Origin of the sequence: Pelomonas sp. CA6, from assembly GCF_022549225.1 — a bacterium.
Classification (GTDB): domain Bacteria; phylum Pseudomonadota; class Gammaproteobacteria; order Burkholderiales; family Burkholderiaceae_C; genus Roseateles.
The window spans coordinates 19,282-42,962 of record NZ_JAKZFD010000013.1; the positions used below are offsets into that span (position 1 = coordinate 19,282).

A 23,681-nucleotide genomic window follows, 5' to 3' on the forward strand; every position below is an offset into this window, starting at 1 on the left:
GAACCTCTGCCGCACCATGAGCCGTACCCGAATCAAGATCTGTGGACTGACCCGCGAGGCCGATGTGGACGCGGCGGTCGCCGCAGGTGCCGATGCGATCGGCTTCGTGTTCTACGCCAAGAGTCCGCGTGCGGTGACGCCGCAGCGGGCCGCGGAGCTGGCGCGGCGGCTGCCGGCCTTTGTGACGCCGGTGGGGCTGTTCGTCAACGCGGCGCCGGCCCTGGTGGAGGCGGCGCTGGCGGCCGTGCCCAACCTGACGCTGCAGTTCCATGGCGACGAGCGGCCAGCCGACTGCGAGCGCTGGGCGCGCGCCTATCTGCGCGCGGCGCGCATGGCGCCAGGCTTTGATTTGTTAGACTTCAGCCAACAGTTCTCCAGCGCCCAGGCCATCCTGGTCGACGCCTTTGTCGACGGGTATGGCGGTGGCGGAAAGGTGTTTGATTGGTCACTGCTGCCTCCAAGCGTTCCCTCTCCGGTCGTTTTGTCTGGTGGGTTGAGTGCAGCCAACGTGATCGATGGCGTGCTGAAGGTCCGGCCCTGGGCCGTTGACGTCAGCTCCGGCGTGGAGGAGGCCAAGGGCCTCAAGAACGCCGGCTTGATGCGCGAGTTCTGTGCGGCAGTCCGCCAGGCCGACGCGCAATTGGAGCAGGTGGCCCGCGAAGCCCCGCATGCCAGCGCCGCCCGCTCCGGCACCTGAGGAATCCCATCATGAGCAGCTATGCACAACCCGACGCCCGCGGGCGCTTCGGGCCGGTGGTCCATCCCACCGAAGGCGGCGAGAGCTATTACGGCGGCCGCTTTGTCTCCGAAACCCTGATCCATGCATTGGATGAGCTGGACCAGGCCTATGCCCGCTACAGCGAGGATCCGGAGTTCGTCGCCGAATTCCGCAACGAGCTGGCCCATTTCGTCGGCCGCCCCAGCCCGATCTACCACGCGGCGCGGCTGAGCCGCGAACTGGGCGGCGCGCAGATCTTCCTGAAGCGCGAGGACCTGAACCACACCGGCGCGCACAAGGTCAACAACACCATCGGCCAGGCGCTGCTGGCGCGGCGCATGGGCAAGAAGCGCGTGATCGCCGAGACCGGCGCCGGCCAGCACGGCGTGGCCACCGCGACCATCTGCGCCCGCTACGGCATGGAGTGCGTGGTCTACATGGGGGCCGAGGACGTCAAGCGCCAGTCGCCCAACGTCTACCGCATGAAGCTGCTCGGGGCCACAGTGGTGCCGGTGGAGTCCGGCTCCAAGACCCTGAAGGACGCGTTGAACGAGGCGATGCGCGACTGGGTCACCAACGTGGAGTCCACCTTCTACATCATCGGCACCGTGGCCGGCCCGCATCCCTATCCGATGATGGTGCGCGACTTCCAGCGCGTGATCGGCGACGAGTGCCTGGTGCAGATGCCGCAGATGACCGGGCGCCAGCCGGACGCCGTGATCGCCTGCGTGGGCGGCGGCAGCAACGCGATCGGCATCTTCTATCCCTACATCGAGCATCGCGACGTGCGCCTGATCGGCGTGGAAGCGGCGGGGCAGGGCGTGGCGAGTGGCAAGCACGCGGCCACGCTGACGGCCGGCTCGCCGGGCGTGCTGCATGGCAACCGCACCTATCTGATCCAGGACGCGGCGGGGCAGATCATCGAGACACACTCGATCTCGGCCGGCCTGGACTATCCGGGCGTCGGGCCCGAGCATGCCTACCTGAAGGACATCGGCCGAGCCGAGTACGTGGGCGCGACCGACGAGGAGGCGCTGGCCGCTTTCCACCGCCTGTGCCGCACCGAAGGCATCATTCCGGCGCTGGAGTCCAGCCATGCCGTGGCCCATGCGATGAAGCTCGCGCCGACTCTGCGCCCGGACCAGCACCTGCTGGTCAACCTGTCCGGCCGCGGCGACAAGGACATCGGCACCGTGGCCGACCTGTCGCATGCCGATTTCTATTGCCGGCCGTCCTGCCGCGGGCAGGCGGTGAAGGGCGGCGACCTGCCCCCTGTGCAGTCCCCCAAGGTCGACGGAGGTGCGCAATGAGTCAAGCTGCCGCACAAGGACGCATTGCCGCCACTCTGCAGGCGCTGCAGGCGCAGGGTCGCAAGGCGCTGATCCCCTATGTCACGGCCGGCGATCCCTTCGCGGACGTGACCGTGGAGCTGATGCAGGCGCTGGCCGGAGCCGGGGCCGACATCATCGAGCTGGGCATCCCGTTCTCCGATCCCATGGCCGACGGCCCCGTGATCCAGCGGGCCAGCGAACGCGCGCTGGCCAAGGGCATCAGCCTGGCCCAGGTGCTGGAGATGGTGCGTGCCTTCCGCACCCGCGACGAGCGCACGCCGGTGGTGCTGATGGGCTATGCCAACCCGGTGGAGCGCTACGGGCAGCAGGCCTTTGTGCGCGACGCCAAGGCCGCGGGTGTCGACGGCGTGCTGATCGTCGACTATCCGCCCGAGGAGTGCGAGGACTTCGCCGCGGCGCTGCGCGCCCAGGGGCTGGACGCGATCTTCCTGCTCGCGCCGACCTCGGGCGAAGCGCGCATCCGCCAGGTCGCGCGCCTGGCCAGCGGCTATGTCTACTATGTCTCGCTGAAGGGCGTGACCGGCGCGGGCCATCTGGACATCGACGCCGTCGCGCAGGCCGTGCCGCGCATCAAGGCCCATGTCCAGGTGCCGGTGGGGGTGGGGTTCGGCATCCGCGACGCCCAGTCGGCACGCGCGGTGGGCCAGGTCTCGGACGCGGTCGTGATCGGCTCGGCGCTCATCCAGCTGATCGAGCGCCAGACACGCGATAATGTCGCCACTGAGGCTGCGGGCTTCATCCGAGGAATCCGCGCCGCGCTGGACGCCTGAGCCTTCGCCAGGACGCCGCGACAACCCATAGGAGCCCGCCATGAGTTGGCTTGAAAAACTGCTGCCGCCCAAGATCCAGCAAACCGACCCGGACCAGCGCCGCACGGTGCCCGAGGGTCTGTGGATCAAGTGCCCGTCCTGCGAAACGGTGCTGTACAAGACCGACCTGGAGCAGAACGTCAATGTCTGCCCCAAGTGCGGTCACCACCACCGCATCGGCGCCCGCGCCCGCCTGGATGCCTTCCTCGACGGCGAAGGCCGCTACGAGATCGGCCAGGAGGTGCTGCCGGTCGACGCCCTGAAGTTCAAGGACAGCAAGAAGTACCCCGACCGCCTCAAGGAGGCCCTGGAATCCACCGGCGAGACCGACGCGCTGGTGGTGATGGGCGGTGCCGTGATGAGCGTGCCGGTGGTGGCGGCCTGTTTCGAGTTCGACTTCATGGGCGGCTCCATGGGTTCCGTGGTCGGCGAGCGCTTCGCGCGCGGCGTGGAAGCCGCGCTGGAGCAGAAGACGCCCTTCATCTGCTTCACCGCCACCGGTGGCGCGCGCATGCAGGAAGGCCTGCTGTCGCTGATGCAGATGGCCAAGACCAACGCGGCGCTCACGCGCCTGGCCAAGGCCAAGCTGCCCTACATCAGCGTGCTGACCGACCCGACCATGGGAGGTGTGTCCGCCAGTTTCGCCTTCGTCGGCGACATCGTGATCGCCGAGCCCAAGGCGCTGATTGGCTTCGCCGGCCCGCGCGTGATCGAGAACACGGTGCGCGAAAAGCTCCCACCGGGTTTCCAGCGCGCCGAGTTCCTGATGGAGAAGGGCGCGGTCGACATGATCGTGGACCGTCGCCAGCTGCGTGAAACCATCGCGCGCCAGCTGGCCATGCTGCAGCGCCAGAGCGCCGACGCGGTCGCCTGATTGGCCCCTTGTCCGCCCCGCACGGCCAGGCCCGCAACGGTCTGGCCGTTGTTCATTGAGCCCACTTTCTTGCCGACCTCTTTGCGATATGTCTGACGCCCAAGCTGCCCTGGATCGCTGGCTGGCCCATTGCGAACACCTGCACCCCAAGGAGATCGACATGACCCTGGCCCGCGTGGCCAGGGTGCGCGATGCCCTGGGCCTGAAGTTCTCCGCCGACACCGTCGTCGTGATGGTGGCGGGTACCAATGGCAAGGGCTCGACCTGCGCGATGCTGGAAAGCATCGCGCTGCAGGCCGGCTACCGCGTGGGGCTGTACATCAAGCCGCATCTGGTGCATTTCCAGGAGCGCTGCCGGGTGGCGGGCGCACCGGTCGCCGCCGAGTCGCTGCTGCCGCATTTCGAGGCGGTGGAGCGCGCGCGCGGCGAGCAGGCGCTGACCTATTTCGAGTTCACCACGCTGGCCATCCTGCATCGCCTGGCCAGCGAGCCGCTGGACCTGGTGATCCTGGAGGTGGGGCTGGGCGGTCGCCTGGACGCCGTCAATGCGATCGACGCCGATTGCGCGGTGATCACCAGCATCGACCTCGACCACACCGAATACCTGGGGCCGGACCGCGAGTCGGTGGGCCGCGAGAAGGCGCACATCATGCGTCCGGGCCGGCCGGTGGTGGTGTCCGACCCGATGCCGCCGGCCAGCATTGCCGCGCACGCCCAGGCCGTGGGCGCCGACCTTCGCCAGCTGGGCCGCGACTTCAGCTATGGCGGCGACCGCCAGCAATGGCAGTGGGCCGGCCGCGCGCGGCGCTACAGCGGGCTGGCCTATCCCGCGCTGCGCGGCGTGAACCAGTTGCTCAACGCGGCCGGCGTGCTGGCCGTGTTCGAGGCGGTCTACGAGCGGCTGCCGGTCAGCGCGCAGGCGGTCCGCGCCGGGCTGGCCCTGGTGGAGCTGCCGGGGCGTTTCCAGGTCGTGCCCGGATCGCCAATGCTGGTGCTGGACGTGGCGCACAACCCGCACGCGGTGGCCGCGCTGGCGCAGAACCTGGACCAGATGGGCTTTTACCCGCGCACTCGCGCGGTGTTCGGCGCGATGGCCGACAAGGACCTGGCCAGCATTCTGGTGCGCATCGCGCCCCTGATCGATCACTGGCATTTCTGCGACCTGCCGCTGCCCCGTGCCGCGACGGCCGAGGCGCTGGCGGAGCGCTTCGAGGCGCTGCAGGCGACCCAGGCCCTGAAGTGCCCGGTCGACGTGGGCTTCAGCTGCCATGCCAGCCCGGCCGAGGCGCTGGCCGCCGCGGCGGCCCAGGCGGACCCCGCTGATAGAATTTTGGTCTTTGGTTCCTTCTACACCGTGGGTGGCGTTCTGCAGCACGGCCTGCCTCGACTGGGCGGCGGCGTGCAGCGGGAGTCCGACACGGAGTGAGAACCCCCGGCGGCCCCAGTCCTCGTCGATGGCGGGCCGCTTTGTTCTGATGCAGCCCGTCGCTCGGGCAGTGCCGGGGCGCATGGGTGCAATGAGCGCATGAGGCGATGAAAGAATGGGTCTGCTGTCCTTCCTGAAGCGTGATGCCGGCTCCTCGTCGGGCAAGGGGGCGTCCTCGGGCGCCAGCAAGTCGGGGGCCAAGTCGGTCAGCGAGTCGCTGGACGAGGTGCAGCAGCTGCGCGTGCGTGCGCGTCGCCGCCTGATCGGCGCGGCCGTGCTGGTGGGCGCCGCGGTGATCGTGTTCCCGCTGGTCTTCGAGACCCAGCCGCGCTCCATTCCGGTGGACCTGCCGATCGAGATCCCGCGCAAGGAGGGCACGGCGCCGCTGCCCATTCCCGCGCCGACGACGCCCGCGCCCCAGGTCGTTGCGCCGGCCACCGCGACTCGCGGCGCCGAAATCGTCGAAACCCGCGACAGCGCCCCCACGCCACCGGTCCATGAGCCGGTAACGCCGGTGACGCCGGCCGTCGTGGCCGAGGCGCCCAAGCCGGTGCCCAGGCCCGAACCCAAGGCGGAAGCCAAGCCCGAGCCGCGCCCGGCTTCCAAGCCCGAGCCCGAAAACCGCCGTGACGTCGCCCGGGCGGAAGCGCCCAAGCCCGCACCCAAGGCTGAACAGAAAGCCGAGAAGGCGGACAGCAAGCCTGAACCCAAGCCCGCGCGCGCCGAAGCCAAGCCCGAGACCCGCAACGACGGCAAGTCCGAGGCCGCCCGTGTGCAGGCGCTGCTGGAAGGCAAGGCGCCACAGGCCGAGCGCAAGGCGGACAAGCCGTCCGAGGCCGCGGCCGCTGGCGCCCGTTTCATCGTGCAGGTCGGTGCCTATGCGGAGACCAAGGCGGCCCAGGACGCGCGTGCCAAGGTGGAACGTCTGGGCCTGAAGACCTATACCCAAGTGGTGGATACCGCCGATGGCAAGCGCATCCGCGTGCGGGTGGGCCCCTTCGCCAGCCGTGACGAGGCCGACAAGGCCGCGGCCAAGGTGCGTGCCGGCGGCCTCAGCACTGCGGTGTTGACGATTTGACGGTCCGGCATGGCCTGGGTGGACATCGCATTGCTGGCCATGCTGGCCATCTCGGTGCTGCTGGGGCTGTGGCGCGGGCTGGTGTTCGAGTTGCTGTCCATCGCCGGCTGGGTGGTGGCCTATCTGGCGGCGCCCTATATCGCGCCCTATGCGCAGGGCTGGTTGCCGCAGGAGAGGCTGGGGCCCAACCTGCTGCATGCGCTGGGGCTGGTCATCGGATTCGTGCTGGTGTTGGTGGTGTGGGGACTGAGCGCGCGCATGCTCAGGGCCTTGATCCATGCCTCGCCGCTGAGCGCGCTGGACCGCATGGGGGGCGCCGCCTTCGGGCTGCTGCGCGCCGGCCTGTTGTCGCTGCTGGTCTTCGTGCTGGTGGGCATGACGCCGGCGGTGAATTCGCAGGCCTGGCGGGATTCGCAGCTGGCCCCCTGGCTGGGTGTGGGGCTGCAGGGGCTCAGGCCGCTGCTGCCGCAGGCCCTGCATGAGTACATTCCGGTCTGAGTGCCACGCGCACGCGGACCCTGTTTCACGAGTTTGTTTACGAGGAATTTGGCATGTGTGGCATCGTCGGTGTGATCTCCAAGGCGCCGGTCAACCAGCTCATCTATGACGCGCTGCTGCTGCTGCAGCACCGTGGCCAGGACGCGGCCGGCATCGTCACCATGCAGGGCAAGAAGTGCTTCATGCACAAGGCGCGCGGCATGGTGCGCGACGTCTTCCGCACCCGCAACATGCGCGCGCTGCCGGGCAATGTGGGCCTGGGCCAGGTGCGCTACCCGACCGCGGGCAATGCCTACAGCGAGGAAGAGGCGCAGCCCTTCTACGTCAACGCGCCTTACGGCATCGTGCTGGTGCACAACGGCAACCTGACCAACGCCCATGCGCTGAAGGACCAGCTGTTCGAGGTTGACCGCCGCCACATCAACACCGAGAGCGACACCGAGGTGCTGATCAACGTGCTGGCCCATGAATTGGAACGCGAGGCGCGCGAACTGCCGCTGACGCCCGACTCCGTGTTCAAGGCGGTCAGCGCGGTGCACAAGCGAATCAAAGGGTCTTATGCGGTGATCGCGCTGATCGCCGGCCATGGCCTGCTGGCCTTCCGCGACCCCTATGGCATTCGCCCGCTGTGTTTCGGCCAGTCGGCCGACGGCGAGATCATGGTGGCCAGCGAGAGCGTGGCGCTGGAGGGCACCGGCCACCAGCTGACGCGCGACGTCGCGCCGGGCGAGGCCCTGTTCATCGACACCGAGGGCCGAGTCCATACCCGGCAGTGCGCCGAGCATCCCAGCCTGAACCCTTGCATGTTCGAGTTCGTCTACCTGGCGCGGCCGGACTCGGTGCTGGACGGCATCTCGGTCTATCAGGCGCGGCTGAACATGGGCGAGACCCTGGCGCAGCGCGTGATCTCCACGATGCCGCCCAGCGACATCGACGTGGTGATTCCCATCCCCGAATCCAGCCGCCCGTCGGCGATGCAGCTGGCGCACCGCATCGGCAAGCCCTATCGCGAAGGCTTCGTGAAGAACCGCTATGTGGGCCGCACCTTCATCATGCCGGGGCAGGGCGCGCGCAAGAAGTCGGTGCGCCAGAAGCTCAACGCCATCGGCCTGGAGTTCAAGGGCCGCAATGTGCTGCTGGTGGACGATTCCATCGTGCGCGGCACCACCTCCAAGGAAATCGTGCAGATGGCGCGCGAGGCCGGCGCGAACAAGGTCTACATGGCCTCGGCCGCGCCGCCGGTGCGCTTCCCCAACGTCTACGGCATCGACATGCCGACCAAGGAGGAGCTGATCGCCCATGGCCGCTCCATCGAGGAAATCCGCCAGTTCATCGGCGCCGACGCGCTGATCTACCAGGACGTGGATGCGATGAAGCGGGTGGTCGCGGCGCTGCGCCCGGGGCTCAACGGTTTCGAGGCCTCCTGCTTCGACGGGACCTACATCACCGGCGACGTGTCGGCCGAGGACTTCGCCACCATCCAGGCCCAGCGCAAGTCCCAGGGCGAAGAGGAAGACGGCCCGGCGCGCACCCGCCTGGCGCTGCAAAGCGGCGAGGAGTCGGCATGAGTGACGCGGACCGTTCCGTGCAAACCGCGGGCCGCGATGGCGTCGACGATGAGGCACGCCGCATCGCCCGCGCACGGCTGCCCGAGGGTCTGAGGCCGGAGACGCTGGCGGTGCGCACCGCACTGGCGCCCAGCCAGCATGGCGAGAACTCCGAGGCCTTGTTCCTGACCAGCGGCTATGTGCAGCCCGACGCCGAGACCTCGGCGCGGCGCTTCGCGGCATCGGAGGACTTCACCTACTCGCGCACCAGCAATCCCACCGTGCGCAGCTTCGAGGCGCGTCTGGCGGCGATGGAGGGCACCGAGGCCTGCGTCGCCACGTCCACCGGCATGAGCGCCATCCTGCTGATGATCATGGGGCTGCTGAAGGCGGGCGACCATGTGATCTGCTCGCGCTCGGTGTTCGGCTCGACGATCAATCTGTTCGCGAAGGAGTTCGGCAAGTTTGGCGTCGAGACCAGCTTTGTCTCGCAGACCGACCTGAACGAATGGCGCGCAGCGCTGAAGCCGTCGACACGCCTGCTGTTCGCCGAAACACCCACCAATCCGCTGACCGAGGTCTGCGACATCGCCGCGCTGGCCGACATCGCGCACGGCGCCGGCGCGCTGCTGGCGGTGGACAACAGCTTCTGCTCGCCCGCGCTGCAGCGCCCGGCCAGCCTGGGCGCGGACCTGGTGATGCATTCGGGCACCAAATACCTCGATGGCCAGGGCCGCGTGATGGCCGGCTCGCTGTGCGGGCCGGACAAGCTCATCAAGGATGTCTTCGGTCCCGTCGTGCGCACGGCCGGCATGACGCTGTCGCCCTTCAACGCCTGGGTGGTCCTGAAAGGGCTGGAGACCCTGAGCCTGCGCATGAAGGCGCACAGCGAGAACGCGCTCGCCGTCGCCCGCTGGCTGGAGGCGCGGCCCGAGGTGGCGCGCGTCTTCTATCCCGGCCTGGCCTCCCATCCTCAGCACGCGCTGGCGATGCGCCAGCAGCACGGGCAGGGCGGGGCGGTGGTGTCCTTCGAGCTGCGCGGCCGCCACGGCCAGTCCGGCCCCGACGCGGCGCGCGCCGCCGCCTTCCACCTGATTGACAGCACCCGCGTGCTGAGCGTCGCCACCAACCTGGGCGACACCAAGTCCATCATCACCCATCCGGCCACGACCTCGCACGGCCGCCTGTCCGAGGCGCAGCGCGAGGCCGCGGGCATCGGCCAGGGTTTGGTGCGCCTGGCCGTGGGCCTGGAGCACGTGGACGACATCACCGACGACCTGCTGCGCGGTCTTTCCACCTTGAACAACGCATGAGCCAAGCCAACGTCTCCCCCGCCTTCGCGCAAGTCCGCACCCGCATCGCGCCGTCGCCCACCGGGTTTCTGCACCTGGGCACCGCGCGTACCGCGCTGTACTCCTGGGCCTATGCCCGCCACCATGGCGGCGAGTTCGTGCTGCGCATCGAGGACACCGACGTGGCGCGTTCCACGCAGGACTCGGTGGACCAGATCCTGGCCTCCATGCATTGGCTGGGCCTGGGTTACGACGAAGGCCCCGTCTATCAAATGCAGCGCCTGGCGCGCTACCACGAGGTGGCCCAGCGCCTGATCGCCGATGGGCAGGCCTACTACTGCTACTGCACGCCCGAGGAGCTGGAGGCGATGCGCGAAGCTCAGCGCGCGCGCGGCGAGAAGACGCGCTACGACGGTCGCTGGCGCCCCGAGCCCGGCAAGGTGCTGCCGCCGGTGCCCGCCGGCGTGAAGCCGGTGGTGCGCTTCAAAAACCCGCTGGACGGCGACGTCAGCTGGGAGGACCTGGTGAAGGGCCGCATCACGATCAACAACCGCGAGATCGACGACCTCATCATCATGCGCCCGGCCGATGCCGAGGCGGGTCTCGACGCGCTGGGCGTGCCCACCTACAACTTCGCCGTCGTGGTCGACGACTGGGACATGCGCATCAGCCATGTCTTCCGTGGCGACGAACACATCAACAACACGCCGTGGCAGATCAACATCTTCCGCGCGCTGGGGGCGCCGCTGCCGGCCTTCGGCCATATCCCGGTGATTCTCGGCGAGGACGGCCTGAAGCTCTCCAAGCGCCGCGGCGCGGTCAGCGTGACGGCCTACGAGGAGAACGGCTATCTGCCCGAGGCCATGCTGAACTACCTGGCCCGCCTGGGTTGGAGCCATGGCGATGACGAGCTCTTCACGCGTGAGCAGATGGTTTCGTGGTTCGACGGCAGCCACATCTCCAAGAGCCCGGCGCAATGGGATGCGGCCAAGCTGGAATGGGTGAATGCCCAGTACATCAAGCAGGCGGCGGACGATCGCCTGGCCGCGCTGGTGGCCGCCCAACTGGCGCGCCGCGGCCTGCCGGCTCCGCAGCGCCTCGAGGCCCTGTGCGCGCTGTTCAAGGACCGTTGCAGCACCACTGCCGTGCTGGCGGACTGGCTCACGATGTATGTGGCCGACGTTCAGCCCTCGGCCGAGGACCTGGCCGCCCACCTCAGCGACGCGGTGAAGCCGGCGCTGGCCGCGCTGGCGGACGCGCTGGAGGGCGCAAGTTGGGACAAGGCGGGCATCAGCGCCGCGATCAAGAGCGTGATCACCGCCCATGGCCTCAAGATGCCGCAGCTGGCCATTCCGGTGCGCGTACTGGTCTGTGGCCGCACGCAGACGCCCTCGGTGGACGCGGTCCTGGCGTTGTTTGACAAAGAAATTGTCATCAAACGCTTGCGCAGCGTTTAAATTTCGTTCTATACTCTCGTTCTCGCTTGAACAGCGCGACGCCCGAAAGGGAACTCGGTAAGCACGAGGCGGCGCAGTGAAAGGCAAGGTGGCGGCAAACACTGCTACTTCGCACTGGATCTGAATCACTGGTGAATATCGAAGAGTTCACACAGGGGGTATAGCTCAGCTGGGAGAGCGCTTGCATGGCATGCAAGAGGTCAGCGGTTCGATCCCGCTTACCTCCACCAAATGTCAGGTGGCGCGCGGTTCAAGGAAGAAGGTTTAGTCCCCTTCGTCTAGAGGCCTAGGACACGACCCTTTCACGGTTGTAACAGGGGTTCGAATCCCCTAGGGGACGCCAAGTTTGACAAGACTTGGCAGCTATATTGAAAATACGATATAGTTGCAGACTTGTTCGATTCGGCAGGTGAATAATCTGTCGTATCTGGAGTGGTAGTTCAGTTGGTTAGAATACCGGCCTGTCACGCCGGGGGTCGCGGGTTCGAGCCCCGTCCACTCCGCCAACATTGAGAATGACTCGGTTGCCGTGCCGCGTCGGGGAATATTCCTCGGGGGTATAGCTCAGCTGGGAGAGCGCTTGCATGGCATGCAAGAGGTCAGCGGTTCGATCCCGCTTACCTCCACCAGTTTTCTGGTGTGTTGTGCGGCATCGAGTACGAGAAGGTTCAGTCCCCTTCGTCTAGAGGCCTAGGACACGACCCTTTCACGGTTGTAACAGGGGTTCGAATCCCCTAGGGGACGCCAAGTTTGATCCGCTTGAAGGTTTGCGCAAGCAAGGCCTGCGATGCGATCCGGTGCGGTGCCGCGAGGCCTGCATGCGTGGAGTGGTAGTTCAGTTGGTTAGAATACCGGCCTGTCACGCCGGGGGTCGCGGGTTCGAGCCCCGTCCACTCCGCCAGATTTCCAACCCTGTCAGTTTACGCTGACGGGGTTTTTGTTTTTTACGGTCCAATTTTGCGAATGATCTTGGGTTGACCATTCAAGGTGGATCTCTCATGTCGGCAGATTCTCCATACGCTCCGGAAGGCGGGCTGGGGAATTAATCCCAGCCCCAACCTAGGCCCGCCGGGCAGCATTTGGCCCAAAGCCTCCAGCAATATCGGCAGTGGATTTTCAATGGCCGACGGTCAGGTATTCCTGTGGTCGGTTCAAGGCCTGACCCGTGGGCTCACAAATCCGGGAACGAGCGTTTACGTTGCGCCGTGAAGGTCCACCAGGGCTGCGCCGGACCGCCTCGGGCAAAGTCCACCGCGGCCATCAGTGTGTCCAGCACGCAAGGGTCCTGGCGCTGGCCGCTGAGCTGGCACAGGCGCTGATACAGCGCCCAGGCCTCTTTGCCAGCCAGGGCGGCGGGTTGATGGATACCCAACTGCCTCAGGTCCTCCGCCATCGCGGGGCCGATATTGGGCAGCTGCTGCAATTCGGCGCATTCGCTGATATGGCGCGCCTTGCCCTTGGGCAGGCGCCAGGATGCGGGATCGATGCGCCGCATGGGGAGGCTGCCCGTCTTTTCCATGCGCGGTTCCTGCCGGGCCTCAGTTGAACTGCTTGCGTATCAGTCCCACGGCCAGCCCCTCGAGCGCAAAGCTCTCATCGCCGTTGGCGACCTCGATGGGCTGGAAGTCGCTGTTTTCGGGCAGCAGGCGTATGCCGCCAGCGTGGCGCTGGAAACGCTTGACCGTGACTTCGTCGCCCAGCCGTGCGACGACGATCTGGCCATTGCGCGCCTCGCTGGCCTTTTTCACGGCGAGCAGGTCGCCGTCCATGATGCCGATGTCTTTCATGCTCATGCCGCGCACGCGCAGCAGGAAGTCGGGCGTGCCGCTGAAGACGGCGGGGTCGACGCTATAGTGCTGCTCCACATGCTGCTCGGCGAGTATCGGGGCGCCCGCGGCGACGCGACCGACCAGGGGCAGGGTCAGCTGGGCCAGATTGGGCAGCGGCAGCGAGAACTGGCGCAGGTCGCGCGCGTCGCGCGCCTCGTTGAGCCGGCGCAGTGTGGGTGAGGGCAGCCGGATGCCGCGTGCGGTGCCGCCGACCAGTTCGATCACGCCTTTGCGGGCCAGCGCCTGCAAATGCTCTTCGGCGGCGTTGGCCGAGCGGAAGCCCAGCTGCTGGGCGATCTCGGCCCGGGTGGGCGGGGCGCCGGTGCGTTCTATGCTCGCGCGGACGAGGTCGAAGATTTGCTGCTGTCGCGCGGTAAGTTTGGGCGCTGTGTCCACGGGCACTCCGATCTGAGTTTGCATCCAGTATCTGTATTTTTATCCAGGAGAGCGCCAATTGCAAAGCGCAGCGCAACGCATCGTGATTCTGGGCACCGGCGGCACCATCGCCGGCGCCTCGACGGCGACCACTGACAACGTGGGCTACAAGGCCGGCAGCCTCAGCGTTGAATCGCTGGTGCGGGCGCTGCCGGCGCTGGCCGAGCTGGCGCTGGAGACCGAGCAGCTCGCGCAGCTGGACAGCAAGGACATGGACCATGCCACCTGGGCGCGGCTGGCGCATCGGGTGCAGGCGCATCTGGCTCGGCCCGAGGTGGCGGCGGTGGTGGTCACGCATGGCACGGACACGCTGGAGGAGAGTGCCTATTTCCTGCAGCGCGTGCTGGCGCCGGCCAAGCCGGTGGTGATGACGGCGGCGATGCGACCGGCCACGGCCATCCAGGCCGATGGCCCGCAGAATCTGATGGATGCCGTGGCGCTGGCGCGCGAACCCGGCGCCCGGGGCGTGCTGGTCGCGGTGGCCGGCCAGGTCTGGTCGGGGCTGGAGCTGCGCAAGGTGCACAGCTATCGGCTGCAGGCCTTCGCGGCCGGCCCCGACATGGGGCCGCTGGGCGTGATGGAGGAGGGGCGTCTGCGCCGCTTCCGTGCCTGGCCCGAGGGAACGGCGCTGGGGCTGGACTTGCTGCCGCAGGACGAGGCCTGGCCCTGGGTGGAGGTGCTGGCCAGCCGCGCGGGCGCCGAGGCCCGGGCGCTGGAGGCCTGGCGGCAGGCCGGGCTGGACGGCTTGGTGCTGGCCTGCACCGGCAATGGCACGGTCAGCCAGGCGCTGGAGCCGGCGCTGGAGGCCCTGCGCGCCCAAGGCGTGCCGGTGTGGCGCACCACGCGCTGCGCGCAAGGCGCCATCGTTGGTGCACCCGAGGAGGCCGGCGCAGCGCTGTCGCCCTGGGCCGCGCGGGTGGAACTGATGCTGACGCTGCTGGCGCAGCGGCGCAGGCGGCCCTGAGCCGAGTGGCGCAGGCCGGCCGGCGCGGCCCGGTCCAGGGGCCTGCGATCAGGCGATGTTCAGCGTGACGTCGACATTGCCGCGCGTCGCGTTGCTGTACGGGCAGACTTCGTGCGCGGCGGCCACCAGGGACTCCAGCGCCGCGCGCTCCATGCCGGGAACCGAGATCTTCATCGCCACCGCGATGCCGAAGGCACCAGGCTTGTTGGCATGCGGGCCGATCGCGACATCGCTGGTGATGGAGACTTCGGCCGGCAGGCTGAGCTTCTGGCGCGCGGCCACGGCCTTCATCGCGCCGATGAAGCAGGCCGAATAGCCGGCCGCGAACAGCTGCTCGGGGTTGGTGCCGTTGCCGCCGGCGCCGCCCAGCTCCTTGGGCGTGGACAGCTGCACGTTCAGCGCGCCGTCGGACGACTGGGCGCTGCCGGCACGGCCGCCGGTGGCCGTGGCGGTGGCGGTGTAGAGGGCTTTCTCGATGGCCATGTGATCTCTCCTGAGTTGGCTGTCGTTGAAAAGACCGGCCTCAGCCGGCTGGGGAGGTGTGTTGCAGCGACTGCTGCAGCTGCAGGCGCAACTGCTGCAGGCGCTGGGTCAGCGCGCTGAGTTCGTCGAGCTCGCAGCCGCTGGCGCAGGCGAGTTGGCGCGGGATGTCCGCCGCACGGCGCCTGAGATGACGCCCGGTCGCGGTCAGCACGATGTCGACGCGGCGCTCGTCGTCCCGGGCGCGCTGACGCTGGATCAGCTCGGCCGCCTCCAGCCGCTTCAGCAGCGGCGTCAGCGTGCCGGAGTCCAGGCCCAGGCGCTGCCCCAGCGCCGAGACGCTGAGTCCATCGCCTTCCCAAAGCACCAGCATCACCAGATACTGCGGGTACGTCAGGCCCAGGGGCTCGAGCAGGGGTTTGTAGAGCTTGGTCATCGCCAGCGAGCTGCCGTACAGCGCGAAGCACAGCTGGCGGTCCAGCGTCAGCCATTCCTGGCTGGCCTGGCGGGCGTCGGCGGGCTTGCGAGAGCGGGGCGGGGTCGATGGCATGTCGATAAATATAGTTGGCAATTAAATTGCACACAATTTAAAAGGGCTTTCGCCACCCATGCGCCGCTTGCGGGCAGGGGTGAGGGGATCGGGGAGGAGCGGACTCAGCCCTGGTCGAACTGCTGCAGCTGTTCGCCCAACTCCAGCCAGCGCATCTCGGCGCCGTCGATGTCGTCGCCCAGGGTCTTGAGGCGGCGTCCCAGTTCGGCAATGCGCTCGGGCGTCGCGTTGCCGGAGGCCAGCTCGGCCTCCAGCGTGGCGCGTTCGCCGTTCCAGGCCGCCAGGTTTGCCTCGATCTGGCCCATCTCGCGCTTCAGCGGGCGGGTCTGCTCGGCCAGGCGGGTGCGCGCCTGCGCGGCGGCCTTGCGGTCCTCGCGGCTGCTTGCGGGGGCTGACGCGGGTGGAGGCTCGGCGGCCGGCTCGGCGGCGCGGGGCGGGGCCTCGCGCCGGCCGTCGCGCTGCGCCTTCTGCGCCCGCGCCTGCTCGCGCGACTGGTCCAGCAGCCATTGCTGGTAATCGTCCAGGTCGCCGTCGAAGGGGCCGATGCCGCCACGGGTCACGAGCCAGAACTCGTCGCAGACCTCGCGCAGCAGCGCGCGGTCGTGGCTGACCAGCAGCACCGTGCCTTCGAACTCGTTCAGCGCCATGGACAGCGCTTCGCGGGTCTGCAGGTCGAGATGGTTGGTCGGCTCGTCCAGCAGCAGCAGGTTGGGCCGCTGCCAGACCAGCATGGCCAGCACCAGGCGTGCCTTCTCGCCGCCGGACAGGCTGCCCACCGCCTGCGACACCATGTCGCCGGTGAAGCGGAACTGGCCCAGGAAGTCGCGCAGCTCCTGCTCGCGCGCCTGCGGGCTGACCTCCTTGGCGAGGCGGACCATGTGGGCCAGCGGCCCTTCGTCCGGGCGCAGCACGTCCATCTCCTGCTGCGCGAAGTAGCCGATCGCGAGGCCCTTGCCCTCGGTGATGTGGCCCGCCAGCGCCGGCTGCATGCGCGCGACGGTCTTCACCAGCGTGGATTTGCCCTGGCCGTTGGCGCCCAGGATGCCGATGCGTTGGCCGGCCAGCACGCTGCGGTTGATGTCGCGCACGATCACCCGCGGATCGCCGCCGTCCGGGGCTGCATAGCCGCAGGCCACGTCCTGCAGCGCGAGCATGGGGTTGGGCAGCGACGCCGGCTCGCGGAACTCGAAGGCGAAGTCGGCCGAGGTGAGCACGGGCGCCAGCTTTTCCATGCGCTCCAGCGCCTTCACGCGGCTCTGCGCCTGCTTGGCCTTGCTGGCCTTGGCCTTGAAGCGGTCGATGAACTTCTGCAGATGGGCGATGCGGTCCCGCTGCTTGTCATACGCCGCCTGCTGCAAGGCCATGCGCTCGGCGCGCAGCGCCTCGAAGGCGGTGTAGTTGCCGCCGTAGCGGGTCAGCTTGGCCTCGTCCAGATGCAGGGTCACGCGGGTGATGGCGTCCAGGAACTCGCGGTCGTGGCTGATCACCAGCAGCGTGCCTTCGTAGCGCTTGAGCCAGGCCTCCAGCCACACCAACGCGTCCAGGTCCAGGTGGTTGGTGGGCTCGTCCAGCAGCATCAGCTCGGCCGGGCACATCAGCGCGCGGGCCAGCTGCAGGCGCATGCGCCAGCCGCCGGAAAAGCTGTTCACCGGGGCGTCCACCTGGTCGGGTCGGAAACCCAGGCCCAGCAGCAATGCCTGCGCGCGCGAGCGCGCGTCAAAGGCCTGGGCGTCGCTCAGCGCCACGTGGGCTTCGGCGATGGCGTGGCCATCGCCCGAGGCCTCGGCCGTGCTCAGCAGGGCTTGTGCCGCCATCAGCCGCGTGTCACCTTCGAGCACGAACTCGGTGGCCGGCATGTCGGTCTCGGGCATGTGCTGGGCGACTTCGGAGCGCGTCCAGTGGCGCGGCACCTCGACCTCGCCGCGGTCGGCCTGCAGCCGGTCGGTCAGCAGCGCGAACAGGCTGGACTTGCCGGCGCCGTTGCGGCCCACCAGGCCGATCTTCTCGCCGGGCTGCAGGGTGACGCTGGCATCGTCCAGTACCACCTTGGTGCCGCGACGCAGCGTGACGTTTCTAAGAGTGATCATGCAAAGAGGGAAAGCAATTCAGATCTGGCCGCGCAGCAGCGCTTCGCGGGTCAGCAGCAGCACCTGGTCTTCGCCGGCGCTGCATTCCAGCCACGCGGCTTCCAGGCGGGGGAAGGCGGCTTCAAAGAAGGGGCGCTCGTTGCCGATCTCCAGCACCAGCACGCCGGTCTCGCTCAGACACGCGGGCGCGGCGCGCAGCAGCGTGCGGATGAAGTCCATGCCGTCGTCGCCGCCGGCCAGCGCCAGCTCGGGCTCGGCGCGGTATTCCGCCGGCAGCGCGGCCATGGAGGCGCTGTTGACATAGGGCGGGTTGCACAGGATCAGGTCGTAGGGCCCTTGGGCCGGTGCCAGCCCGTCGCCCTGCAGCAGGCGGACGCGCTGCTGCAGTCCGTGGCGCTCCACGTTGATGCGGGCCACGGCCAGCGCGTCAGCGCTGAGGTCGATGGCGTCCACCTCGACCTCGGGCCAGGCCATCGCCGCGAGCACGGCCAGGCTGCCATTGCCGGTGCACAGATCGAGCACGCGCCGCGTGCGTTCGGACAGCCAGGGGTCGATGCTGGCGTCGGCGATCAGCTCGGCGATGAAGCTGCGCGGCACGATGGCGCGCTCGTCCACGTAGAAGGGCACGCCCTGCAACCAGGCCTCGCGGGTCAGGTAGGCGGCCGGCTTGCGGCTGGCGATGCGCTCGCCCACCAGGCTCTGCACCTCGGCGCACTGCGCCGGGGTCAGGTCTTGCGCCGCGTGCTCGTCCAGCGCATCCAGGGGCAGGCCCAGGCGCCACAGCGTCAGCCAGGCGGCCTCGTCGAAGGCATTCGTGGTGCCGTGTCCAAACGACACGCCCGCCTCGGTGAGGCGGGCGGCCTGGGCTTCGATCAGTTCAAGAAGGGTCACAGCAGCAGGTTCTCAAGCAGGCGGGCGTAGATGCGCGCCAGCGGCGCCACCTGGTCGACGGGCACATACTCGTCGACCTTGTGGATGCTGGCGTTGAGTGGGCCGAACTCCACCACTTGCGGGCAAAGCTTGGCGATGAAGCGTCCGTCCGAGGTGCCGCCGGTGGTGGACAGCTCGGTGTGCACCCCGGTCTCCGCCAGGATGGCGGCGCCCAGGGCCTCAGAGAGCGTGCCCACCGGCGTCAGGAAAGGTTCGCCGGACAGGTGCCAGTCCAGCGCGACCTCCAGGCCGTGGCGCTCCAGCAGGGCTTGCACGCGCTGCTTCAGGCCTTCGGGCGTGGACTCGGTGGAGTAGCGGAAGTTGAAGTCCACCACCATCTCGCCGGGGATCACGTTGCCGGCGCCGGTGCCGGCCTGGACGTTGGAGATCTGGAAGCTGGTGGGCGGGAAATAGGCGTTGCCGTGGTCCCAGAGCGTGGCCGCCAGCTCGGCCAGCGCCGGGGTGGCCTGGTGCACCGGGTTGCGTGCCAGGTGCGGATAGGCCACATGACCCTGCACGCCGATCACGCGCAGCCGGCCGGAGAGCGAACCGCGCCGGCCGTTCTTGACCATGTCGCCCAGGCGTTCGACCGAGGTCGGCTCGCCGACGACGCAGTAGTCCAGGCGCTGGCCGCGCGCCTGCAGCTGCTGCACGCAGACCACCGTGCCATCGCGCGCCGGGCCTTCTTCGTCGCTGGTGAGCAGGAAGGCGAGGGTGCCCGCGTGGTCGGCATGCCGGGCGACAAAGCGTTCAGCGGCGACCACCATGGCCGCCAGCGAGGTCTTCATGTCGGCCGCGCCACGCCCATGGAACCGGCCGTCGCGGTAGCTGGGTACGAAGGGGTCGCTGCGCCAGCGCGCCAGGTCGCCGGGAGGCACCACGTCGGTGTGGCCGGCGAAGACCAGCACCGGCGCATCCGGATCGCGGCCGGGCTTCAGCGCCCAGAGGTTGCTGACGCGCGCGTCCTCGGGCCCGCCGTCCATGCGTTCGAGCTGGAAGCCCAGGCGCTGCAGCCGCTCGCCGATCAGCGCCAGGCAGCCGGCGTCGTCCGGCGTCACCGACGGGCGAGCGATGAGCTGTTCCAGCAGCGTGAGCACGGCGTGCTCGACGCCGTCGTCGACGGCGGGCGGCATGCTCGCGAGGCCCTTCATCGCGCAACCCTCATCCGCCATGCACGTCCAGCGTGATGGAGGTGAAGCTGGCCTTGTCGTCGGCCGGTTCCTCCACGCGGGCCGCCTGCTTGGGGCCGCCCGGCGCGTCGTTCTGCAGGCGCCAGAGCAGGTTGGTCGGCGAATCGGCGAAGGCCAGGCCTTCCTCGCGGGTGATGGTCCCGTCCTGGATCAGGTGGGAGAAATGCTCCTCGAAGCTCTGCGAGCCCTCGGCGATGGATTTCTCCATGGCCTCCTTGACGCCCGCGAAGTCGCCCTGTTCGATCAGTTCGGCAATCAGCTTGGTGTTGAGCAGGATCTCGATGACGGGCACGCGCCCGCCGGCCGCGGCGCGCACCAGGCGCTGCGAGACGATGGCCTTCAGGCCGGCGGCCAGGTCGTTGAGCATGGCCGGACGCGACTCCGGCGTGTAGAAAGACATGATGCGGTTCAGCGCGTGGTAGCTGTTGTTGCCGTGCAGCGTGGCCAGCACCAGGTGACCCGACAGCGCATAGGAGATGGCCGCCGTCATCGTGTCGCGGTCGCGGATCTCGCCGATCAGGATGCAGTCCGGCGCCTGGCGCAGCGCGTTCTTCAGCGCCACCTGCAGCGACGCGGTGTCGCGGCCCACCTCGCGCTGGTTGACCAGCGAGCGCTTGTTGGTGAACAGGTATTCCAGCGGGTCCTCGATGGTCAGGATGTGACCCGTCATGGTCTGGTTGCGGTGCTCCAGCATGGAGGCCAGCGTGGTGCTCTTGCCGGTGCCGGTCGCCCCCACCATCAGGATCAGCCCGCGCTTCTCGGTCACCAGCTTGCCCAGGATGGGCGGCAGGTTCAGGCTGTCCAGCGTCGGGATGGTGTGCGGGATGTGGCGGAACACCGCGGCGATGGAGCCGCGCTGGCGAAAGCCCGAGAGCCGGAAGCTGCCCACGCGCGGGATGGACACCGCCATGTTGAGCTCGCCGCAGGCGTCCAGCTCGGCCAGCTGCGCCGGCTCGATCACCTCGGCGATGAGCTGGCGCGGCTGCGCGGGCGAGAGCAGCTGGTCCGACAGCTGCAGCATCTGCCCGTTGATGCGGATCAGCACCGGCATGTTGGCCGACAGATAGGCGTCGGACGCGCCCTTCTCCGCCATCAGGCGAAGAATCCGTTCCATGTTCCCGGTGCTCATGAGGATCCCCTGCGTTCGCGTCAGGCGCGCAGCAGCTCGTTGATGCTGGTCTTGGCGCGGGTGCCGGCGTCGACCTTCTTCACGATGATGGCGGCGTAGAGGCTGTACTTGCCGTCGGCCTTGGGCAGGCTGCCGCTGATCACGACCGAGCCGGCGGGCACGCGGCCGTAGCTGACCTCGTCCTTCTCGCGGTCATAGATCGGCGTGCTCTGGCCGATGTACACGCCCATCGAGATCACCGAGTTCTCCTCGACGATCACGCCTTCGACCACCTCGGAGCGTGCGCCGATGAAGCAGTTGTCCTCGATGATGGTCGGGTTGGCCTGCAGCGGCTCCAGCACGCCGCCGATGCCCACGCCGCCCGACAGGTGGACGTTCTTGCCGATCTGCGCGCAGGAGCCGACGGTGGCCCAGGTGTCGACCATGGTGCCTTCGTCAACGTAGGCGCCGATGTTGACGTAGGAGGGCATCAACACCACGTTCTTGGCCATGAAGCTGCCGCGCCGCGCGACCGCCGGCGGCACCACGCGCACGCCGGTGGCGCGCAGCTGCTCTTCGCTGAGGCCGGCGAACTTGGTCGGCACCTTGTCGAAGAATCCCAGGTCGCCCGCGCCCATCGCACGGTTGTCGTTCAGGCGGAAGGACAGCAGCACGGCCTTCTTCACCCACTGGTGCACGGTCCACTGGCCCACGCCCTGGCGCTCGGCGACGCGCAGCTGGCCGGCGTCCAGCCCGGCGAGCACCTGGTCGACCGCCTGGCGCAGCTCCTGCGGTGCCTGGGTGGGACTGAATTCGGCGCGCTGTTCCCAGGCGGCTTCGATGAGGGATTGCAGTTGTTGGCTCATGGCAGGACTCAGAGGGAAGAGGTGAAGGACTCGGTGAAGGCGACGATGCGCTCGGCCGCCTCCAGGCATTCGGCCTGTTCGGCCACCAGGGCCAGCCGTATGCGGCCCGCCCCGGGGTTGACGCCATGCGCCTCCCGGGCCAGCAGGCTGCCCGGCAGGACGCCGACATTGTATTGAGCGAGCAGGCCCTGGGCGAAGGCGACATCGTCGCCGCCCGGCACGCCGGCCCAGAGGTAAAAGCCCGCATCCGGCAGCGCCACGTCCAGCACGCGCGCCAGCGGTGGCGTTACGGCGGCGAACTTGGCGCGGTACTGCTCGCGGTTGGCGACCACATGCGCCTCGTCGTTCCACGCGGCGATGCTGGCGGCCTGGAACACCGGGCTCATCGCACTGCCGTGGTAGGTGCGATAGAGCAGGAAGCGCCGGATCCATTGCGCGTCGCCGGCAACAAAGCCCGAGCGCATGCCCGGCACGTTGGAGCGCTTGGACAGGCTGGTGAAGGCGATCAGGTTGCGGAAGTCGCCGCGCCCCAGGCGCGCGGCCGCCTGCAGGCCGGACAGCGGCGCGGCGTCCTCGCCGTCGCGGAAGTAGATCTCGGAATAGCACTCGTCCGACGCGATCACGAAGCCATGGCGGTCGGACAGCTCGAACAGCTGGCGCCATTCGGCCAGCGGCATCACCGCGCCGGTCGGGTTGCCTGGCGAGCAGACGTAAACCAGCTGCGTGCGCGCCCAAGTGGCCGCGTCGATCTGCGACCAGTCGGCGGCGAAGTTGCGCGCCGGATCCGAGTTCGCAAACGCGGTCTGCGCGCCGGCGAGCAGGGCCGCGCCTTCATAGATCTGATAAAACGGGTTGGGGCAGACCACCGTGGCGCCGGGCCGGCCGGGATCGATCACGGTCTGCGCCAGCGCGAACAGCGCCTCGCGCGAGCCGTTGCAGGGCAGCACCTGAGTGGCGGCGTCCAGCGCGAGGCCGTAGCGGCGCGCGACCCAGCCGCAGATGGCCTCGCGCAGCCGGGGCTCGCCCGCGGTGGCCGGGTAGCTGGACAGGCCCTTCAGGTGCGCGCGGATCGCGTCCTCGACCAGCTGGGGCGCCGGATGCTTGGGCTCGCCGATGCCCAGCGAAATAGGCCGCAGCTGCGCGTTGGGCGTGATGCCGGCGGTGAGGGCGCGCAGGCGCTCGAAGGGGTAGGGCTGGAGCAGGTCCAGCCGAGGGTTGTGCGGGGTGGTGGCGGTCATGGGGCGCGTCTAGAGCTGACCCCGGCAATTGTCGGCGCCACAGCGGCAGCTGAGGCGGCCTTCGTGGTGCGTCAGCCCGTAATCGACGGTGATTTCTTCATCAAGCGCGATTTCGCGCAGCGCGAAGAAGCTCACCTCGCCGTCCTCCACCGCGATGCGCGCGTTCGGCGCGCAGCTGTGGTTGGTGAAGCGCATCGCATCCTGCGAGCGGCTGGCGTCGATCGCGCGTGCCGGCGACAACTCCACCAGCATCAGCCGGGTCTTGTGCGCGGCGCGGCGGCGCGCCTCGGCGACGCTGATGGCCTCGCCGGTCAGCAGGCCCAGCCGTGAGCCCGCCGCGATGGCCGCGGCGGCGAACACGCCATAGCCGTCGATGCGGCTGCGGCGCAGCGTCACCGGGACGAACTGATGGCGGGTGTCGTAAGGCAGGGCCACGGCCGCGCCGGGCTCAGCGCAGCAGGCCGGATTCGAAGCCGTGCGTGGGCAGGTCGATGCGCGGCTGAGGCTTCCAGCCCTTCTTGCGGTGCTCCACGACCACGTTGGTGTAGATGCCGCCGCGCACATACCACTTCGCGGTGATGCGGATGAAGCGCGGGTTGGTGACCTTCACGATGTCCTCGAGGATGGTGTTGGTCACCTTCTCGTGGAACGCGCCCTCGTGGCGGTAGCTCCAGAAGTACATCTTCAGGCTCTTGAGCTCGACGCAGAACTTGTCCGCGATCATGTCGATCGTGAAGTGGGCGAAGTCGGGCTGGCCGGTCAGCGGGCAGTGGCAGGTGAACTCGGGCACCTGGAACTGGATCACATAGTCGCGCTCCGGGGCCGGGTTGGGGAACACATGCAGTTCCTTGGACGGCGCCGACGGCGGGTTGGGCGGCATCTCGCGCATCTTGGGCGCAGCGGCCTTGACCGGCTTGCTGGCGGTCTTGGTGGCCGGCTTGGCGCGGGTGGAG

General features: G+C 68.5%; 23 protein-coding genes and 6 tRNA genes. 17 read left to right on the forward strand and 12 right to left on the reverse strand.

The window, feature by feature from the left end:
* The first annotated feature begins 16 nt into the window (after positions 1-16).
* The 16 genes from LZ017_RS19245 (at position 17) to LZ017_RS19320 (ending at position 11,952) form a co-directional block, all read left to right on the forward strand.
* Positions 17-697, forward strand: a complete 681-nt coding sequence (locus tag LZ017_RS19245; RefSeq protein ID WP_241398541.1) for a phosphoribosylanthranilate isomerase — start codon at positions 17-19, stop codon at positions 695-697.
* 11 nt (positions 698-708) lie between these two features.
* A complete protein-coding gene (gene trpB, locus LZ017_RS19250; RefSeq protein WP_241398542.1) occupies positions 709-2,028 on the forward strand; it encodes a tryptophan synthase subunit beta in 1,320 nt (439 codons plus the stop codon).
* Positions 2,025-2,840, forward strand: a complete 816-nt coding sequence (trpA, locus tag LZ017_RS19255; RefSeq protein ID WP_241398543.1) for a tryptophan synthase subunit alpha — start codon at positions 2,025-2,027, stop codon at positions 2,838-2,840. Before trpB ends, trpA begins: the two co-directional genes overlap by 4 nt.
* 40 nt (positions 2,841-2,880) lie before the next feature.
* Positions 2,881-3,753, forward strand: a complete 873-nt coding sequence (accD, locus tag LZ017_RS19260) for an acetyl-CoA carboxylase, carboxyltransferase subunit beta (protein ID WP_241398544.1) — start codon at positions 2,881-2,883, stop codon at positions 3,751-3,753.
* Between the two features lie 88 nt (positions 3,754-3,841).
* Positions 3,842-5,179: a bifunctional tetrahydrofolate synthase/dihydrofolate synthase gene (gene folC / locus LZ017_RS19265; protein ID WP_241398545.1), complete on the forward strand. Its 1,338-nt coding sequence runs from the start codon at positions 3,842-3,844 to the stop codon at positions 5,177-5,179.
* A gap of 115 nt (positions 5,180-5,294) precedes the next feature.
* Positions 5,295-6,257 (forward strand): SPOR domain-containing protein, encoded by a 963-nt coding sequence (locus LZ017_RS19270; RefSeq protein ID WP_241398546.1) that lies wholly within the window; start codon positions 5,295-5,297, stop codon positions 6,255-6,257.
* A gap of 9 nt (positions 6,258-6,266) precedes the next feature.
* A complete protein-coding gene (locus tag LZ017_RS19275; protein ID WP_241398547.1) occupies positions 6,267-6,755 on the forward strand; it encodes a CvpA family protein in 489 nt (162 codons plus the stop codon).
* Positions 6,756-6,808: 53 nt separating this feature from the next.
* Positions 6,809-8,323: an amidophosphoribosyltransferase gene (purF, locus tag LZ017_RS19280; RefSeq protein WP_241398548.1), complete on the forward strand. Its 1,515-nt coding sequence runs from the start codon at positions 6,809-6,811 to the stop codon at positions 8,321-8,323.
* The gene (locus LZ017_RS19285) at positions 8,320-9,615 is read left to right on the forward strand and encodes an O-succinylhomoserine sulfhydrylase (protein ID WP_277604800.1); all 1,296 of its coding nucleotides are present in this window, start codon (positions 8,320-8,322) and stop codon (positions 9,613-9,615) included. The genes purF and LZ017_RS19285 overlap by 4 nt, the downstream gene beginning before the upstream one ends.
* Positions 9,612-11,051 (forward strand): glutamate--tRNA ligase, encoded by a 1,440-nt coding sequence (gltX, locus tag LZ017_RS19290; protein ID WP_241398549.1) that lies wholly within the window; start codon positions 9,612-9,614, stop codon positions 11,049-11,051. Before LZ017_RS19285 ends, gltX begins: the two co-directional genes overlap by 4 nt.
* A gap of 154 nt (positions 11,052-11,205) precedes the next feature.
* Positions 11,206-11,281: transfer RNA gene (locus LZ017_RS19295), tRNA-Ala, on the forward strand.
* Positions 11,282-11,318: 37 nt separating this feature from the next.
* A tRNA-Glu gene (locus LZ017_RS19300) sits at positions 11,319-11,394 on the forward strand.
* Positions 11,395-11,480: 86 nt separating this feature from the next.
* A tRNA-Asp gene (locus LZ017_RS19305) sits at positions 11,481-11,557 on the forward strand.
* A gap of 47 nt (positions 11,558-11,604) precedes the next feature.
* Positions 11,605-11,680: transfer RNA gene (locus LZ017_RS19310), tRNA-Ala, on the forward strand.
* Positions 11,681-11,722: 42 nt separating this feature from the next.
* Positions 11,723-11,798, forward strand: a tRNA-Glu gene (locus tag LZ017_RS19315).
* A 77-nt stretch (positions 11,799-11,875) separates the two neighbouring features.
* A tRNA-Asp gene (locus LZ017_RS19320) sits at positions 11,876-11,952 on the forward strand.
* Positions 11,953-12,222: 270 nt separating this feature from the next.
* On the opposite strand, the gene LZ017_RS19325 is transcribed toward LZ017_RS19320, so the two are convergent.
* Together LZ017_RS19325 and lexA are read right to left on the reverse strand one after the other, a co-directional pair.
* Entirely contained in the window at positions 12,223-12,570 is a 348-nt protein-coding gene (locus tag LZ017_RS19325) for a helix-hairpin-helix domain-containing protein (RefSeq protein WP_241398550.1), read from the reverse strand.
* A gap of 19 nt (positions 12,571-12,589) precedes the next feature.
* Positions 12,590-13,300 (reverse strand): transcriptional repressor LexA, encoded by a 711-nt coding sequence (gene lexA, locus LZ017_RS19330; RefSeq protein WP_277604801.1) that lies wholly within the window; start codon positions 13,298-13,300, stop codon positions 12,590-12,592.
* Positions 13,301-13,334: 34 nt separating this feature from the next.
* On the opposite strand from lexA, the gene LZ017_RS19335 reads away from it, so the two are divergent.
* The gene (locus tag LZ017_RS19335; RefSeq protein ID WP_241398552.1) at positions 13,335-14,279 is read left to right on the forward strand and encodes an asparaginase; all 945 of its coding nucleotides are present in this window, start codon (positions 13,335-13,337) and stop codon (positions 14,277-14,279) included.
* Between the two features lie 48 nt (positions 14,280-14,327).
* Here the strand turns inward: LZ017_RS19335 and LZ017_RS19340 are convergent, their stop codons facing one another.
* From LZ017_RS19340 to queF, 10 genes are all read right to left on the reverse strand, one after another.
* Positions 14,328-14,762 carry an organic hydroperoxide resistance protein gene (locus tag LZ017_RS19340; RefSeq protein ID WP_241398553.1) on the reverse strand — a complete coding sequence of 145 codons (435 nt, stop codon included), beginning with the start codon at positions 14,760-14,762 and terminating at the stop codon, positions 14,328-14,330.
* Positions 14,763-14,802: 40 nt separating this feature from the next.
* Complete coding sequence (locus tag LZ017_RS19345) at positions 14,803-15,309, reverse strand: MarR family winged helix-turn-helix transcriptional regulator (protein ID WP_241398554.1); 507 nt, start codon at positions 15,307-15,309, stop codon at positions 14,803-14,805.
* A gap of 104 nt (positions 15,310-15,413) precedes the next feature.
* On the reverse strand, positions 15,414-17,396 hold the full coding sequence (locus tag LZ017_RS19350; protein ID WP_241398555.1) for an ATP-binding cassette domain-containing protein: 1,983 nt from the start codon (positions 17,394-17,396) through the stop codon (positions 15,414-15,416).
* Between the two features lie 18 nt (positions 17,397-17,414).
* Entirely contained in the window at positions 17,415-18,287 is an 873-nt protein-coding gene (prmB, locus tag LZ017_RS19355; RefSeq protein WP_241398556.1) for a 50S ribosomal protein L3 N(5)-glutamine methyltransferase, read from the reverse strand.
* On the reverse strand, positions 18,284-19,477 hold the full coding sequence (gene dapE, locus LZ017_RS19360) for a succinyl-diaminopimelate desuccinylase (RefSeq protein WP_241398557.1): 1,194 nt from the start codon (positions 19,475-19,477) through the stop codon (positions 18,284-18,286). Before dapE ends, prmB begins: the two co-directional genes overlap by 4 nt.
* A gap of 10 nt (positions 19,478-19,487) precedes the next feature.
* On the reverse strand, positions 19,488-20,645 hold the full coding sequence (locus LZ017_RS19365) for a PilT/PilU family type 4a pilus ATPase (protein ID WP_241398558.1): 1,158 nt from the start codon (positions 20,643-20,645) through the stop codon (positions 19,488-19,490).
* A 20-nt stretch (positions 20,646-20,665) separates the two neighbouring features.
* Complete coding sequence (gene dapD, locus LZ017_RS19370) at positions 20,666-21,490, reverse strand: 2,3,4,5-tetrahydropyridine-2,6-dicarboxylate N-succinyltransferase (protein ID WP_241398559.1); 825 nt, start codon at positions 21,488-21,490, stop codon at positions 20,666-20,668.
* Positions 21,491-21,498: 8 nt separating this feature from the next.
* The gene (gene dapC / locus LZ017_RS19375; protein WP_241398560.1) at positions 21,499-22,728 is read right to left on the reverse strand and encodes a succinyldiaminopimelate transaminase; all 1,230 of its coding nucleotides are present in this window, start codon (positions 22,726-22,728) and stop codon (positions 21,499-21,501) included.
* A gap of 9 nt (positions 22,729-22,737) precedes the next feature.
* Positions 22,738-23,163, reverse strand: a complete 426-nt coding sequence (locus LZ017_RS19380; RefSeq protein ID WP_241398561.1) for an SET domain-containing protein — start codon at positions 23,161-23,163, stop codon at positions 22,738-22,740.
* 13 nt (positions 23,164-23,176) lie between these two features.
* Positions 23,177-23,608 (reverse strand): preQ(1) synthase, encoded by a 432-nt coding sequence (gene queF, locus LZ017_RS19385; protein WP_241398636.1) that lies wholly within the window; start codon positions 23,606-23,608, stop codon positions 23,177-23,179.
* Positions 23,609-23,681 lie beyond the last annotated feature (73 nt).

Bases quoted from the DNA above. Each gene is read 5' to 3' on its own strand.
- accD (WP_241398544.1), top strand. From the start codon at position 2,881: ATGAGTTGGCTTGAAAAACTGCTGCCGCCCAAGATCCAGCAAACCGAC.
- queF (WP_241398636.1), bottom strand. From the start codon at position 23,608: ATGCCGCCCAACCCGCCGTCGGCGCCGTCCAAGGAACTGCATGTGTTC.
- dapC (WP_241398560.1), bottom strand. From the start codon at position 22,728: ATGACCGCCACCACCCCGCACAACCCTCGGCTGGACCTGCTCCAGCCC.
- LZ017_RS19285 (WP_277604800.1), top strand. From the start codon at position 8,320: ATGAGTGACGCGGACCGTTCCGTGCAAACCGCGGGCCGCGATGGCGTC.
- LZ017_RS19340 (WP_241398553.1), bottom strand. From the start codon at position 14,762: ATGGCCATCGAGAAAGCCCTCTACACCGCCACCGCCACGGCCACCGGC.
- LZ017_RS19325 (WP_241398550.1), bottom strand. From the start codon at position 12,570: ATGGAAAAGACGGGCAGCCTCCCCATGCGGCGCATCGATCCCGCATCC.
- trpA (WP_241398543.1), top strand. From the start codon at position 2,025: ATGAGTCAAGCTGCCGCACAAGGACGCATTGCCGCCACTCTGCAGGCG.
- LZ017_RS19350 (WP_241398555.1), bottom strand. From the start codon at position 17,396: ATGATCACTCTTAGAAACGTCACGCTGCGTCGCGGCACCAAGGTGGTA.
- folC (WP_241398545.1), top strand. From the start codon at position 3,842: ATGTCTGACGCCCAAGCTGCCCTGGATCGCTGGCTGGCCCATTGCGAA.
- dapE (WP_241398557.1), bottom strand. From the start codon at position 19,477: ATGAAGGGCCTCGCGAGCATGCCGCCCGCCGTCGACGACGGCGTCGAG.
- purF (WP_241398548.1), top strand. From the start codon at position 6,809: ATGTGTGGCATCGTCGGTGTGATCTCCAAGGCGCCGGTCAACCAGCTC.
- LZ017_RS19345 (WP_241398554.1), bottom strand. From the start codon at position 15,309: ATGCCATCGACCCCGCCCCGCTCTCGCAAGCCCGCCGACGCCCGCCAG.
- LZ017_RS19275 (WP_241398547.1), top strand. From the start codon at position 6,267: ATGGCCTGGGTGGACATCGCATTGCTGGCCATGCTGGCCATCTCGGTG.
- dapD (WP_241398559.1), bottom strand. From the start codon at position 21,490: ATGAGCCAACAACTGCAATCCCTCATCGAAGCCGCCTGGGAACAGCGC.
- LZ017_RS19365 (WP_241398558.1), bottom strand. From the start codon at position 20,645: ATGAGCACCGGGAACATGGAACGGATTCTTCGCCTGATGGCGGAGAAG.
- lexA (WP_277604801.1), bottom strand. From the start codon at position 13,300: ATGCAAACTCAGATCGGAGTGCCCGTGGACACAGCGCCCAAACTTACC.
- LZ017_RS19245 (WP_241398541.1), top strand. From the start codon at position 17: ATGAGCCGTACCCGAATCAAGATCTGTGGACTGACCCGCGAGGCCGAT.
- gltX (WP_241398549.1), top strand. From the start codon at position 9,612: ATGAGCCAAGCCAACGTCTCCCCCGCCTTCGCGCAAGTCCGCACCCGC.
- LZ017_RS19270 (WP_241398546.1), top strand. From the start codon at position 5,295: ATGGGTCTGCTGTCCTTCCTGAAGCGTGATGCCGGCTCCTCGTCGGGC.
- trpB (WP_241398542.1), top strand. From the start codon at position 709: ATGAGCAGCTATGCACAACCCGACGCCCGCGGGCGCTTCGGGCCGGTG.